At 70.1% G+C, this 14,348-nt stretch carries 9 protein-coding genes; 6 read left to right on the forward strand and 3 right to left on the reverse strand.

Annotated features, from left to right (window positions below):
* Positions 1-1,380 precede the first annotated feature (1,380 nt).
* Both HS99_RS03790 and HS99_RS03795 read left to right on the forward strand, forming a co-directional pair.
* Positions 1,381-2,265, forward strand: coding sequence for an aminoglycoside phosphotransferase family protein (locus HS99_RS03790; protein ID WP_094777527.1), 885 nt, complete (start codon positions 1,381-1,383; stop codon positions 2,263-2,265).
* 564 nt (positions 2,266-2,829) lie between these two features.
* The gene (locus HS99_RS03795; RefSeq protein WP_030558261.1) at positions 2,830-3,234 is read left to right on the forward strand and encodes a hypothetical protein; all 405 of its coding nucleotides are present in this window, start codon (positions 2,830-2,832) and stop codon (positions 3,232-3,234) included.
* Positions 3,235-3,256: 22 nt separating this feature from the next.
* Here HS99_RS03795 and HS99_RS03800 read toward each other — a convergent pair whose 3' ends face one another.
* Entirely contained in the window at positions 3,257-4,057 is an 801-nt protein-coding gene (locus HS99_RS03800) for an IS5 family transposase (RefSeq protein WP_232543336.1), read from the reverse strand.
* Positions 4,058-4,586: 529 nt separating this feature from the next.
* Between HS99_RS03800 and HS99_RS03805 the strand changes: the two genes are divergently transcribed.
* Entirely contained in the window at positions 4,587-4,877 is a 291-nt protein-coding gene (locus tag HS99_RS03805; RefSeq protein ID WP_030558260.1) for a hypothetical protein, read from the forward strand.
* Positions 4,878-5,269: 392 nt separating this feature from the next.
* Here HS99_RS03805 and HS99_RS03810 read toward each other — a convergent pair whose 3' ends face one another.
* Positions 5,270-6,829 carry a hypothetical protein gene (locus tag HS99_RS03810; protein ID WP_030558258.1) on the reverse strand — a complete coding sequence of 520 codons (1,560 nt, stop codon included), beginning with the start codon at positions 6,827-6,829 and terminating at the stop codon, positions 5,270-5,272.
* A gap of 2,654 nt (positions 6,830-9,483) precedes the next feature.
* Here HS99_RS03810 and HS99_RS44555 point away from each other — a divergent pair.
* The 3 genes from HS99_RS44555 to HS99_RS03820 all read left to right on the forward strand — a co-directional run bounded on the left by HS99_RS44555 (position 9,484) and on the right by HS99_RS03820 (position 14,113).
* Complete coding sequence (locus HS99_RS44555) at positions 9,484-9,654, forward strand: hypothetical protein (RefSeq protein ID WP_157881860.1); 171 nt, start codon at positions 9,484-9,486, stop codon at positions 9,652-9,654.
* Between the two features lie 56 nt (positions 9,655-9,710).
* Positions 9,711-11,837, forward strand: a complete 2,127-nt coding sequence (locus HS99_RS03815; RefSeq protein ID WP_046386643.1) for a P-loop NTPase fold protein — start codon at positions 9,711-9,713, stop codon at positions 11,835-11,837.
* A gap of 425 nt (positions 11,838-12,262) precedes the next feature.
* Positions 12,263-14,113 (forward strand): hypothetical protein, encoded by a 1,851-nt coding sequence (locus HS99_RS03820; RefSeq protein ID WP_030558254.1) that lies wholly within the window; start codon positions 12,263-12,265, stop codon positions 14,111-14,113.
* Positions 14,114-14,158: 45 nt separating this feature from the next.
* Here HS99_RS03820 and HS99_RS44560 read toward each other — a convergent pair whose 3' ends face one another.
* A complete protein-coding gene (locus HS99_RS44560) occupies positions 14,159-14,332 on the reverse strand; it encodes a hypothetical protein (protein WP_157881861.1) in 174 nt (57 codons plus the stop codon).
* Positions 14,333-14,348 lie beyond the last annotated feature (16 nt).

Consider the following 14,348-nt stretch of genomic DNA (forward strand, 5'->3'; position numbering starts at 1 on the left):
CGAACGGGCTGGGGGACTGGAACCTGCCCTGGGAGCAGGGGGCGGAAGCCTGCGGCTTTAGCCCCGCCTGGCGGCGGGGCGGCGGTGCTGACGCACCGCCAGGTGCGGGGGGTGACGCCTGGCGGCGTCACCGTGCGTGGCGTTCCCGAGGCTGCGCCTCGGGGCCCGGCTGCGCCGGGCGGGGTGGCTTGGGCCATTCGCCTGCGGCGAATTCGCGGGCAGGCTTTGGCCCCTGACGGGGCGGCAACTGATGGGGCCTACGGCCCGGCCCCTCGGGCGCGTTGACGATGTGACGCATATTTCGGGTACAAGGCCCCTCCCCCTGGGCCGTCCCCGCCGTTGACGATGTGACGCAAAATCCCGGTAGCACCCCCTCCCCCTCCCTACGGTCGGGCGGCGTTGACGATGTGACGCGAATTTCCGGTAAAAGGCCTCCCCCGACGGGGAGGGGGTACCCGGCCGAGCACCCGTTGACGATATGGCGTAAATCCCCGGTGCAACGTCTCACCCGGGGGTCGGGGGCCTCTGCCGGGGCCTCCACCACCCACCCGTCCAGCGGCCCCGTGCCGGGCCCCCAGGGCAGCCCTCCCCAGGCCTGCCGCCCCGTGCCGGGGCGAGGCAGGGGGCGGGGCCGTCGAAGATGCAAGAGCTGTCACTGACCCGACCCCGCACCACCCGGGAATCCGGCCAGGGGACTCCCCTCGAACCGTCACACCCCACCCCATCAAAAAGCCCTGGAAAGGGCGCAGCAGGGGGCGCAGCGCGGGGCGCGGCACGGGCCCCCTGAAACGCACGGGGATGTCACCGTGAACCTGTCTCGGACGTCACCGGGCAGACGCGCGGGAAAGAGGCCGGAAGTACATCCTAGAATTCCGGTCGTAAACCCCCACTGCCAGACACCTGGAGTCCCGCCCCTTAATCTCTCAACAACCACACAACGACCAGCCGGACACCCCCTCGAACTCCAAAGCCCAACGCGACGAGAACAACCGAAACAGGCACCGGAAAACAACGCAGGCCTTCGACGATTGCCGGGGCTTGACGGCCCCTCGAAAGGGCTAGGGGGTGTCGCCTACGGCGCCACCAGAAACAGGGCGGCGCAAACGGTCCGGGAGGGGGTTGAGAGGGGCCGGGCAAGGGGCCTGACGGCCCTCGGCCGAGGTGTGCCGGCAGCGCCTACGGCGCCACCCAGGAACGCCGGCCGCACCTGCGGCGCGGGCACGCCAAGACGCCCAGCACAGGGCCAGGCGCAGCCTGACCGCCGAGGGTTCTCGGAGGCAGCATCGGGTGGGTTTTACTCGCGTGGAGCAGTGTCTGTCTGCTCACACTAGAGCCTGGACAAGGGGGTGCCTGTTGAACGATGTTCCAGATCTTGGGCCCATGCCGCAGCGGGTGACCGTCAGTGCCGAACAGGCGGGGCGGCTCGTGGCTGAACAGTTCCCGCAGTGGGCCTCGCTACCTGTGACGGCTGTGGAGAGCGGCGGCTGGGACAACCGGACCTTCCGCTTGGGCGACACCATGGTGCTGCGCCTGCCCAGCGCGCAGGAGTACGCCTTGGCGGTGGAGAAGGAGCACCGTTGGCTGCCCGAGCTGGCACGCGCTCTCCCGCTGCCGATCCCGGTGCCGCTGGCGATGGGGCGTCCTGGTGCGGCCTACCCGTTCGCGTGGTCGGTCTACGGGTGGATCGACGGCACGCCCGCGACGTTCGAGTCGGTCGTCGATCCGATCCGCTTCGCCGAGGGCCTGGCCGACTTCGTCGCCGCGTTGCGGAGCATCGATGCCTCACAAGGGCCACAGCCTGGTAAGCACAACTGGTTCCGTGGAGCGACGCTGCGGACCTACGAGGTGCAGGCGCTCGGTGCGCTGGACGAGCTGCGCGGCCACATCGACGTCGCGCCGGCATATGAGGTGTGGACTCAGGCGCTTGAGGCGCAGTGGGACGGGACCGACGTCTGGTTCCACGGCGACCTTGCCAAGGGAAACCTGCTCCTTGAGGACGGGCAGCTCGTCGCCGTCATCGACTTCGGTACATGTGGCGTGGGGGACCCCGCTTGCGACCTCGCGATCGCGTGGACCCTGCTCTCGGCCGACGGCCGCGACGTGTTCCGGAAACGGCTGGGCGTCGACGATGCGACCTGGGCACGCGGACGCGGCTGGGCCCTGTGGAAGACGCTCGTCTCGTACGCCAACAGCCTGAGCGAGGACGGCGCTGACGCCCGTGACACGCGACGCGTGCTCTCAGCAATCCTCACCGATCGAGGCTGAGCGGTCGTAGGGGCGCGTGGACCCACCGGGTCCACGCGATTCCGCCCAAGCGACCCAAGCGACCGGACGGCCGGGGCAGCAGCCCACACCACGGCCGGCGGAACCCAGCCAGAGCGCAGCGCGACGGCGACCAGGCCGATGGCGAGGACGGCGGCACCGAGCAGGACCAGGGCCTGGCGGACGCCGACGAGCAGCCAGGCGGCCTCGCGCCGGCAGCCCGGACGGCGGCGAGCAGGCCAACAGCACCGAGAAGAACGCCGACAAGCGGCCCGCGGACACCGTGGGCCCCTGTGAGACGAGTACTCAAATCGAGCACCCGCAGCGAGCCGCCCACCGACGACGACCCTCACGGCAGCCGCCGACGTCCGGTCTGACAGGATGACAAACCGGTGCGCGTCACAAACCATTGCCCGTGACGCGCACCATCCGACTCCCGAAAAGATCCGCCGGAAAGCTGACAGAAAACACGCCGCTAAAACACGCCCGGAAACCGAAGGAAAACCCTCAGACCGCGTTTGAGATCTGGGTCGGCAGCCTGTCGGCGGGTGCTCTAACCTCGGCCAGGTGATCTTCGACAGCTTTCCCATCGTCGGCAGCTTCAGGGAGTTGGAGTACGGCAGTCCGGACGGGCCTTCGATTCGGGCTGCTGTACGGACGGCTGCGCCGGAGCATGAAGGCGATCTGGTTCGGTACCTACGCGCTGGCACGACCTTGGTTGCCACACCTTCGGCTGTGCCTGACGTGCTGAGCGAGAGTGGCGCCTTCATCGGAGGGCTGCACCTGCTCACGGATGGACACTGGCTGTGGTACTCGGACCTGGCCCACTACGTGGGGCGCTACCACGTGGAGCTCGACCCAGCGTTCATCGAGCACGCGCGCAGCAACAACTGGAGCATTCCGCAGATCAGCGACGAGCACCTCGAAACGATGGTGACGTTGCTCATCGGAGACGAAAACGAGCCGGACTGATGTTGCCGCCCACGCCTCGCTGTCAGGCCGAAGTTCGGGTCAACGGACGTTGCCCCGCTCGGGAAGCCGGCCCCACCCGGGTCAGGCGGCGGACCATGATGCCGATCACCGCCCAGCGGATCATCGTCTCGGAGCGGGCGGGGCTGGTCTCGTAATCGCGCACCAGGCGCCGGTGGGCGGTGAGCCACGAGAAGGTGCGCTCTACCGCCCACCGCTTGGGCTGGACCTGGAAGCCGCGCTGGGCAGGGTCCTTGCGGACGATTTCCAGGTCGCGGCCGAGGATCTGTGCGGCCCATTCGACCAGGCGACCGGCAAAGCCCTGGTCGGCCCAGACCTTCCGGACACCGGGGTGGTCGATCCTGGTCCACAGCAAGGGTCGTTTCGCGCCGTCGCGGTCCTGGATACTCGCCGCGACGACGTGGACGGCCAGGAGCAGGCCGAGGGTGTCGGTGACGATGAATCGCTTGCGGCCTTTCACTTTCTTGCCCGCGTCGAAGCCCCGGGTCGCAGCGGGGACCGTGTCGGCGGTGCGGACGGACTGCGAGTCGATCAGCCCGGCGCTCGGCTCCGCGTCACGGCCGTTAGCTTCACGGACCTTGCCGCGCAGAGCGTCGTGGATGCGCTCGACGGTGCCGTCGTCGTGCCACCACGTGAAGTACCAGTACACCGTCGGCCACGGAGCGAAGTCCTTCGGCAACTGCCGCCAGGAACATCCGGTCCGCACCACGTAGAAGATCGCGTCAACGATCCGCCGCCGCGGATGCTTCTCCCGCCGACCACCCTTCGGCCCCGTCCGTGCCGGCGGGAGCAACGGCTCCACCAGCGCCCACTACTCATCCGTCAGGTCCGACGGGTACCCACCCCCAGCACCGCTCACAGAGGGCTCAACGAACACCTCAGCAACGGGACACGATAGATCTCAAACGCGGTCTCAGGAACACCCGAAAATTACCCGCCCCCGACCCCCGCGCCTCTCCGTATGGCATGCTCACGGCGAACACACACAGCAACCGAAACCAGCCTCACCGCCCCGACCAAAACAGGGGCGCAGCCACCATGGGACCAGCCCGACACTGGTCTAACCAGCACCTGGCCAAAACGCCCAAACAATGCCAAAAACACCGACCCACCCGCCAACAGGTCACACCCCGGAAGCAGCGGAGGGGCAGACGGGTGGCCAGGCGGGCGCCTCATGTCGCCCGGAAACGGTCATATCCTCCGAATATGGGCGACAGATGCGGTTGGTGCGGGGATGTCCTGCCGAGCGGGCGGGGTACTGCCCGTGCCCGCGTCCCTGCCGACAGGCCGCCTACCGGGCCCGCAGGCGCGCCGAGGCCGCGATCCGCGCGCGCGTGGTCCTGCTCCAGATCAGCCAGGAACTCCAGGCGCACGCGCTGGCCCTGGACGAGCTGATCGCCGGGGCGCTGCACGCGCAGCAAGGGCTGCCCGGCGCCCACCGCACCACGGCGGCCGACTTCCAGCAGCTGACCCGCGAGCTGGTCCGGTGCGCGGTGATCGCCGACCGCGAGGCCGGCGCGACCTGGGCCACGATCGGCGAGGCGCTCGGACTCAGCGCGGACGCCGCCCGCGCCCGTTACGGCCAAGTCCGCCTCCTGTGGCCACCACCCCCCAAGACCGCCTGACCGCCACCGCCGCCCGCCCCACCCACACGAGCGGCCGGCACCAGCCGGACGCGAGAACAAGAGCACAGCGCAGCGCCCGGCCACACCGACCAACGCCCCAACCCACCCACCACAACCACCAGCAAGGGGCCCAGGAAGGTAAGTCGGAGTAGTGAGTTCGACCCGTCACCCCCGATGAGCAGCACAAACAGGCGGCAAGCGGAGACAAAGGCCGGTGGCCGAACCGCACCGCGGACCGAACCCGAAACCGGCCCCCGTGGCGAACCACGAGCCGAACCCCCGGCCGAACAGCCTGGGTCTTGTGCGCGGGCAACCAGTCGAGGGGATCGGGCGGCGGCGAAGGCGGCGTCCGTTCACGGCCCGTCGGCAAGTACCGCTCTTGGTGGAACGGATCAGCCGCTCGCAGTCCACAGGGTGGCGGTAACGGTCATCCCCTGCTGGTCGCTGCCGGGCTTGGCAGTGACTTTGAACCAGGCCACCGAGTCCTTCGCGGTAATCACGCAGTAGGCGGAGCCGACGGTCATTTTGCTGAACGGCGCGGGGTTGGGCATTGTCTGGCGCATGGCATCGTCGCGGCACTGGTCCGGACCGGGCTCCTGCGCCGAGGACGTTCCCCAGGCCTTGAGGTGCGGGTAGACCATGGTGACCGAATTGAGGCTGGAGCAGGGCTGCTGGATCGTCAGGTCCGCCGGAGGGTTCACGATATTCATGAAGTCATCCGGGTCCAACACGGCCCCGCGGGCCGGATCGAGGTCCATGATGGCCCGGCCGCACGTCCTCGCTGCCGACGGCACGTTGATGGCCGTGTCACGATACTGAGCCGTCCACCGCCCTGAGTCGGGCGGCGCCGCGGTGGCGGCGGTCGGAGCGACGGTGGCGCCAGTCGGAGCGGCGGCCTGCGCGGGCGAGGTGCCGGATGGTGTGGCCGCGATGCTGGGGTGCGCGTCGATAGTGACGGTCGGGGCCGCGGCGCCCGCAGTCACGGTGCTGGTTGCGCTCGTGCGGACGAGAATGACGACGACCGCGACCGCCAGGACAGCGACGGCGACGGCCAGGACGGCCACGCTGCCCCGCAGCAGCCGTCCCGACGACGGGGATGGTGCCGGCGGCAGGAAGGGCGGTACTTCAACAGCGACGCCGACGGGTGCCGGTCCGGTGGCGACGACGGGCGGCTGCGGCCACCACTGCTGCCGGGGGCTGTCGGCCGCCGCGCGCAGCCGGGCGCGTACCATCCGGTGCTCGGGGGTCTCCTCCTCGGGCGAGGGGGTGACCATCGACAGGAAGATGTGCTCGGCCTGATCGGCGCTGATCGCGACCGCCTGCCGGTCGGCGCGAAGTGCCTCGGCCCGGGCCTGCTGCCGCCGCAGCCGCTCGTCGAGTTCGAACGTCGGCTGCCCACCCCGCCGCAGTAGCGTCACCTGCCGTCGCAGGCCCTCGATCTCGTAGTGGCACTGGGAGAGCTCGGCGGTCAGGTGTCCGCGCTGGGCGTACAGATCGAGGAACCCTGTAAGGCTCTTGAGGAGCACATCGCTCAGGAACGCCAGTTGCGTCCTGAGGGAGTCCTTGTCCTGGAGCAGGGCCTGTTCCCGGGCCGCCTGCTGGAGTCTGGGCTGTACGTCGCGGTGGTAGCGGTCGGCGTACGCCGCCGCGCTGTATAAACGGTGCGTGTCATCGCGAAACCCCACCGCGAGGGTTTTCCCGGTCCGCTCCTCCGCCATATTGAGAATGATTTCAACGAAATCCGCTGGGGGGAGATGCTCCCCTTTCCTCCACCTGCCGACCGTGGCCTTGTTGACGTTCATCCGATGAGCGATATCAACGTCTCTGATGCCACTGCTTGCCATCAGAGCCGCAACCTGCTTCGAGAAATTCGTCCGCTCAGGCCCTCCCCTGGCGCTCCCCTGTGCCCCGTCGACGACGCTATTGTCGATCGGCTCGACCTCGTTGCCCATCCGTGCGGTCCCCACCCCTCGTCCGGCACCGACTCCTACGCCCCCGTTGTGCCCGTCACGCGACCCTAGACCCACTCGTCGCACCCGGTGAAGCGCCGCAGTTCCGCGCGTTGCGGCCGCGCAACCCGCCATGAAGCACCGGCCCGCCGGCGCGGTTGCGGGCCCCCGCAACCGCGCCCGTTCCACTGACCCCCTCCAGGCGGAGCGGGAAGCGCGCACCCGCAACCATCCCGGCAACCCCCGCCCGAAAAACCCTGGAATAGGTTTCACTTCCGCAACCGGTACACGACGAGACAGGATTTCCGTCAAGCCCGGCAAAAAAACGGGCGGTCGAACAAGAACGGAGAATCCGCCATGCACCTTCCCGCGCTTTTCCGCGCAGCTGGAACCGCCACCGTCGCCACGGTATTCGGAGCCGCACTCCTGCTCCCACTCATCGCGGTCAACCTCCCCGCGCTCCTAGTGATGTCGTTCAGCGCCACCGGGCACCGCCGCACCATCCAACTCGCACAGCTCATCGCCGACTGGACACAAGCATCCGCACAACCCCGGCAGACCCGCCCGCGTCGATCCCACCCGCAACGGCCGGCCCGACCCCAGCAACTCCCGACACCCTCGACCACCCCGACCGGCCCGGCCCCGCACCGCCCCTCCCGCCGCACCAGGTCCCACGGCTGAACAGAGGAACCAGGGGTACAGACAGACCACAACCGACGCCGTCCGAACCCGGAAGCGGCTGACCGCCTCGCCCACGCCGAAGGCCAGGAAAGGCGGGGGGTCCCGGCCCCCGGAATCGGCGGCCGGTCAGGCCGGGCCGCCCGCAGGGCCCGCCAGCAGGCGCCGCAGGCCACCACGACCCGACGGCGCACCCCCCCACCACCAGGAGAACAGGGGCGCGCAGAGAGGGATGTCGGATTTTCCGGCCACCTTGGTGGGCCCTGTGAGCTGCACGGATGCCACCCCGCGCCCGGGGCGGGGGCGCCGGCATCAGGAGCTACATCAGGAGCCACAGCAGGAGCCACAGCAGGAGCCACATCGGGAGCTACATCAGGAGCTGCATCGGGAGGCCCGGGAAGGGCCGTTCCCGGGCCGTGTGGAGGCCGGACCGCACCCCTGCCGGACGGTGCGTCAGGACCCCACGGTCGCCGCCCAGGGGCCGCCCGTGGGGCATCGGTCGGGCCAGGGGTGCGGTGCCGGATCCGGTCGGCGTCGACAGTCCAGCCGGGCCGGGGGAGGGCCTGGCGGAGGATCGCCGCCGCTCCGGCCCGACTGGGCCCCGGGGGCGTCCGGCGTTCGCCGGGCGCTCACCAACCATCACGGCCCCGCAGGGTCAGACCCCTGCCGACCGGACCGTCACCCACCACCGCCCCACCACCTACCAGCAAGCCGGGAAAAGGAACGGACAGAAGGGGTCGTCGCACTTTCCGCCCGTCCAAAAGTGGCCGCTGAGCTGCGGAAACGTTCGGAGCCCGCTGAAAGCGGCGGGGTACGTACGGTGGTACCTGCGGTGGTGCCGTCGGTGCCGCCTACGGTGGTACCTGCGGTGGTGTCTACGTGGAATCCGCGCGGTACCGGGGGGACCGCCGTGGGTCGGCCGGTCGGTGCGGACGGCTTCGCCGGACGCGCACAGGAACCACCGGCCCGCCGCAGGCGCGAACCCCGAACCGAACCGACCTACCTCCACCAAGACAAAGGACAGGAGAAGGGTTGTCGGCATTTCCGGCCCACCCAAAACAGTCCCCGACATGCGGTGATGCCATGCCGGGCAGGATCACCGTGCGCCTACAAGACCACCCGGAAGAAGAGCCGCACCGACAGCCCAGGACACCGGCTGGGCAGGGCGGATCGCCGAGCGCCTGCCGGACCGCCCTGTTCGCCGCCGCCCGGGGGGCGCAGCAGTCGCTGGAGCTGGTCGGCGGTGGCGGCCTTGAGGATGCCGAGCGCGCCGAGGACGTCGGCGCGCAGTGCGATGGTCGACCCATTGGGGTTGGCGGCGCCGCGCCGGTACTCGGTCCGTCCCGGACGGCTGCGGCTGCGGCTGGATCGACGGCGTCGGCCTGGTCCTCGTTGGCGGGCCCGGCGAGGCTCTGACGGGTGCTCACCGACGTCTCCCGGTGCTCGTGGTCGGGTGTTGCCTTCACGGGATATCCGGCCGTTCCTGACAGCCGCCAAGCCCGTTGCCGCCCGGCGCGCCGCCCCGCCCCGACCACTACCCCAGCCCGCATATGAGCGGGCTCTGGAGACCGACCACGAGGTCCTGGCGACGCTCCACCGCTTCACCCTGGCGACCGCCGAACAGCTGCACCAGCTCCATGGCGGCGCAGCCGAGATCAAGCAGACCCGCGCCCGCAGCGAAGCCTACGGCCCGCTCGACTTCCTCCCCGCTCTCGAGCTGCCCGTCGGCGAGGCCGGGGTGTATACCGGCCCGCCGCCGAGCTCCCTACACCGCCGACACCGCCTGCGGGCGCTCATCGAACGTCACCACCTCGGCGCCGGAAACGAGCAGACCGCAGCGCAGCTGGCGGCCTGCTCCCGGGTGGGGGAGCAAGCGGGCGAGGAGGGGGCGGGTCGGCGTGGGAGCGGCGCTGGCGCTCCTTCCGGCGGCTGCTGGTCGTCCTGGTCGGCACGACGGCCTTCGGGGTGCGCCCGATGCGGTGGCGGATCTGCGGCTGGCCGCCGAAAAGAGCCCGACCGTCGCCGAGATGCTGGCCGCCGTCCCGGCCGGCGCCGCCCGGATCGAGGACCTCATCCAGCGCGGCCCCGCCGCCCCCATCTGGCACCCGCTCAGCAGCAGCGGGCGGGCATGCGGGTGGACCGAGCTGTAGAACGCAGGCCCGTTCAAGACCTTTCCGAAGTCGATCGACCCCAGCAGGATGAGCGGATGGCCTACAGATTTTTCAATGACGACCCGGTCGACGGCAGCGCGGACCTTCCCGATCTCCTCGGGTACGAGAGGTATGCCGGCCATGCCGTCCGGCTTCTGGAGGACGTCAGGGAGCAGAGTGAGTCTGGGGTTCTCGCCCTGATCGGCCCTTGGGGCTCAGGCAAGTCCTCGGTGCTCAAGATGGTGCTCCACCGGCTCGGGAGGGCGGAGCCGGTGTCGTGGTCGGTGGCGGAACTCAACCCGTGGCTCTATTCCGACCTCGACAGTCTGACCGCGGCGTTGTTCAGCGAGATCCGCGCCGCACTGCCCAAGGGCGACCGGTGGTCGGTGGCCCGGGAGAAAGTCAGGGACTTTGGTATCTCCATCAGTCCGCTGGGAAAAGTCGGCGGCCTGTTCGGACTCGATGTCAGCGAGGTGGTCAAAGACGTCGCCGACCGAATCGGCGGGGACACAAGTGCCTCGGCGGCCAAGGAGTCGGCCGCCGCAGCACTGCGCGAGGCGGATCGTGCCGTGTTGGTCGTGATGGACGACCTGGACCGTCTGACGCCTGACGAGTTGCTGCTGGTCTTCAAGCTGGTGCGTCTAGTCGGCAACCTGCCCAACGTCTACTACCTCATCAGCTTCGACGAGCGGACACTTCTCGACGTTCTCAGCCGAAGCGACCTGGTGGGCGGGTCAGAGCATCGGGCCAGCGAGTTCCTGGAGAAGATCGTGCAGGTCCGGCTGGACCTGCCGGCCTTCCGCGAACGCGACGCCATTAGGCTTCTTGATGGCTGTCTCGACACGCTGCTTGAGACCCACCGGCTGTCGCTGACCAAGGCGGAGGTGCAACGATTCGGTCTGGCGTACGTCCGATACCTGCAGGACCGGCTGCTCACGCCACGGGCGATCAAGCGTCTCTTCGGGCAGGCGGCGGCGTCGCTCGGGACTTTGGCGGGCGAGGTCGACCTCGTCGACTTCCTGCTCGTCACATTCATACGGACAAGCGAGCCCGGGGTCTACCGGCTCCTTGGTCGCTACCGGGCCGAATTTACCGGCAGCGGCACCTCCCTCTTCGCGCACCAGCGCCGGCAACGCGACGAGCTGGCCGAGCTGTGGCGCACCCGGCTGGAGAAGGCCGGCGTCGCCCCCGACCACGTTGATGGCGTTCTCGGCCTGCTGGCGAGTCTCTTCCCGAGACTCGCGAACCAGCTGGGCGGTGGTCTCAGCGGTGAACCGCCGCAGGCACGCCGGGGGATCGGCAGCGGCGACTACTTCGACCGGTACGTCGTCTTCGGCGTGCCAGACGACGATCTGCCGGAGGCCGTGCTCACCGCCGCTCTCGCCCAGGTGGAAGCCGCGACCCCCGGTGTAGAGGCCGACGAGCTGTGGCTTAGGTTCCAGGACGACACCCATCGCATCGCCAGACGCATCCAGCAGCGGCTGCAGACCGACGGGCGGCTGCCTTCCCGGCAGCTGCTGATCCAGATGGCCGAGCGGTTCGCATCGCTAACCGCGGGAAAAGAGCTGATTGTCAGCCCCGAGTTCACAGCGATCTTCCTCGCGCAGAACCTGTTCCGCACCCTTGCAGCCAGCGAGCGTGTGGAGGTCCTTGACCTGATGGCCGCCTCCCCCGCCGGCGCCGCCCTGGCCGGCGTGGTCCTGCGCAACACCACCCAGCCCTCCGACACCGAACCCGCCTTCGCACAGGAAAGCGACGAGTGGTTCGCAACAGCCCGCACCGCGGTACTGACCCGCCTGGAGCAACACCTCACACCGGCCGGCGGGCAACCCGCCGACGAGCTCGAAGATCTAGACACCTCTCTCCTGTGGCGATGGAACAGCCTCGATGCCGCCGGCGCCCGTCGGTGGGTCCGCCAACGCCTGGACGACGGCACCTGGGACCTACTGACGCTGCTCAACAAGCTCCTTCCCCCGCCTCGCGTGCCCTGGGCCACCATCGACACCGACAACCTGGAAGCGCTCGACAACCTCGTCGACCGCACCGAGGTGTACGCCCTGTGCGACCGGACTGAGATCCCCGAGGACGACGAGTCCGCCCCAGCGCAACTCCTCCGCGCCATCGGCCGCACCCGGACAGCCGACGCACCACAGACCGGCCACCCCGTCAGTAACACAACCTGACGACGGACAGCGAACGTGGACGGCGTCGGCCGCACGCCCACGTGCGCTCGGCGGTGGCAGCCCTACGTTTGGCCGCCGAGGAGAACCCGGCCGCGGAAGCGGGGGCAGGCGCCCACCCGGCAGCACCGCCCGACGGTTCGGCGCCCGCCCCTGACCGCACGTCAACACTTGCCATGAGTCCGCCTCCGACCGGGCGAATCCCCAGGCCCGGCACCACGCGAGGACGCGTTTCACCGGTATTGTCCGTCCCGGCAGGATGCGCAAGCCGCTCGTCGCCGCCACCTTGGGTGCCCACGCCGCCAGGGTGGCACCGCCGACCAAGGCTCCACCGGCAGCAGCCGGCAAACGGGCCCGCACCGAGGAACCTCGCCATGGACACGAACCGGGCGGGAAGCGTGGGGCCCCGCCCGTGAAACGACCCTGCCATGACGAAAACCGGTTCCAACTCCCGCAAGTCCCGCGCCCGCTCAGCCGCCAGCCCCGCGCTCCCCTACACCGCGGCCCTGCGCCTGCGGGACGCCCGCCGTGCAGGAAGCGCCGCGCCGCAGCGCCGCGCCACCGTAGTCCAGTTCGACGGCCGCGACAGCCATGTGGTGTCGGCGAACCTCGCCGCCGCACTCGCTCTCGAAGGGCACCGGGTCCTGGCCATCCACGCTGCCCGGCCCAGCAGGGTGTTCGTCCGGCCCCACCGCCCGGATCAGCCCGCACCCGCAGTCTCCACCATCGAGCGCCGGCCGCTCCCCGGCCCGGGTGAGCTCCACGAGGTGACGGTCGAGACCGGACGCACCAACCATGTCAAGGAGCTGGTGACCACGACCCGGCCCGAGTTCGACTACATCCTCGCCGAGTCGGGCGTCGTACCCCTTGAAATCCTGGATGAACCGGACACGCTGGTCGGCGTCGTCGAACAGGACCTCCTGCCGGTGTCACAGCTGAGAGTGACGATCCAGGACGGCAAGCCCCTCCAGGTCGACGTCCCGCTCACCGCGGCCAAGTCGGTTGCCCTGATGTGCCGAAGCAAGGCAGTCCTGTTCGGCTGCAGCCCGCAGCCCCCTTCTGCGCTCATCCTCACCGCGCACCCCTACACCGACCCGTTCCCGGCCCAGTTTCGCTGCGACGTCGGCCGTGAGCTGGAGGAGTTCGGCACCCCGGTCATCGGCGACGTACCAATCGGCCTGCGGCGCCCCGGCACCCCAGCCACGCTGTTCGTCCTCGACGCTCCCGCCAGCGCCCAGGCCGTCGCCATGCGCAGCACCGCCCGCGCCCTCCACGCCCTGCTGAAGAACGAGATCGCTCCGACAGCCAGCACGCGAATGGCCGTCCGGCCAGCCCCGCAGCGCCGGGGCGGGGCCGTGATCGGCATGCTTCCCGTTCAGCACTGCAGCATCGAGGCAGTGGCTCGTGGCCTCGGGGAAGCGCTGGCCGCACGGAACCTGCGGGTCCTGGCGATGGACATCTCCCACGGTCTGCAGCAGGCGCCGCCGGACACTCCGGCCTGGCCTGCTGCGCCTCAGCGCCCGGGCTTCGTCGCCGCTTCCGCGGTGGGCGCGGGCCCCGATGGGCTGGACGCCCTGCTCGGGCGGGCACGTCGTGAGTTCGACGTCGTCCTGCTCCACAACGACGACATCGACGGCAGCGGCGCCTACCAGATGCACGGCCGGGCGGACACCCACCTCGTCGTGGCGCGTGTCGGCCGGCTGCCGCTGACGGAGCCCGTCCACGCCGGCCCCTGGGCCAGCGCCGAGCACCACGTTCACGCCTGGCTGGACCGCCACTACGCCCGACAGGAGACGGCCAGGCCCCGGACCGCGCACGAGGCCGGCGCAGCGTTCGTTGCCGGACTCGCGGACGCCGGCCTGCGGCTGTGGGGCGGGCAGTGGGCTGCGGCAGCGGCATCGTGGACACCGTTCGCCGACGGCCCGCGCTCAAACGACGCCGAGACCCAGCCGCTAGCCCCCGCCGCCGCTGCGGCCGTCCTGCGCGACCGCTACATGCGGCCGGCCGCCGGTTCCCTGACCGTCGCCACCACCGGTCTGGTCCTGCTGACCTCCAGCACACCCGCCCCGGAATGGCTGCGAGCCGTGGAAGCCGAGATGGCCGCCGCCCACACCCCGCTGCTCGGAGCCTTGCCGGACATCGCCGACACCGAGCACTCCCGTGAGGCGCTGGCTCAGATCGCCGCCCGCCTGGCGAGCGCGCTCGGCGAGAACCCCGCAGCAGCCAGCCGCCCCCTGCCGAAGGACACCGCCCGGCCCGGCGAGGCGCCGGACGCGTAGCAAAAACCCGCGAAGACCGGCACGGGGAGGGCCCGTCAGACCAGGTCAGGACTTGGGAAAGCCGTAGCGGCCGGCCGCCCAGGCGTTCGGCCGCTGCGGGGCGTCCAGGCGCTTGCGCAGTTCCTGGACCGCTCGCTCGAGTTCCTCGCGGTCGGTGGCATTGACCGGGCTGTCCAGGAAGGCCGAGACGTCGGCGAAGGTTCCGTCGTCAGGGCGCATTGCGGCCAGCTTCGCC

The organism is Kitasatospora aureofaciens (assembly GCF_001188955.3).
Taxonomy (GTDB): Bacteria; Actinomycetota; Actinomycetes; order Streptomycetales; family Streptomycetaceae; genus Kitasatospora; species Kitasatospora aureofaciens.

What these genes read in the sequence shown, in the direction of transcription:
- HS99_RS03815 (WP_046386643.1), top strand. Translation starts at nt 9,711, where the DNA reads ATGGCCTACAGATTTTTCAATGACGACCCGGTCGACGGCAGCGCGGAC.
- HS99_RS03810 (WP_030558258.1), bottom strand. Translation starts at nt 6,829, where the DNA reads ATGGGCAACGAGGTCGAGCCGATCGACAATAGCGTCGTCGACGGGGCA.
- HS99_RS44560 (WP_157881861.1), bottom strand. Translation starts at nt 14,332, where the DNA reads ATGCGCCCTGACGACGGAACCTTCGCCGACGTCTCGGCCTTCCTGGAC.
- HS99_RS03790 (WP_094777527.1), top strand. Translation starts at nt 1,381, where the DNA reads ATGCCGCAGCGGGTGACCGTCAGTGCCGAACAGGCGGGGCGGCTCGTG.
- HS99_RS03820 (WP_030558254.1), top strand. Translation starts at nt 12,263, where the DNA reads ATGACGAAAACCGGTTCCAACTCCCGCAAGTCCCGCGCCCGCTCAGCC.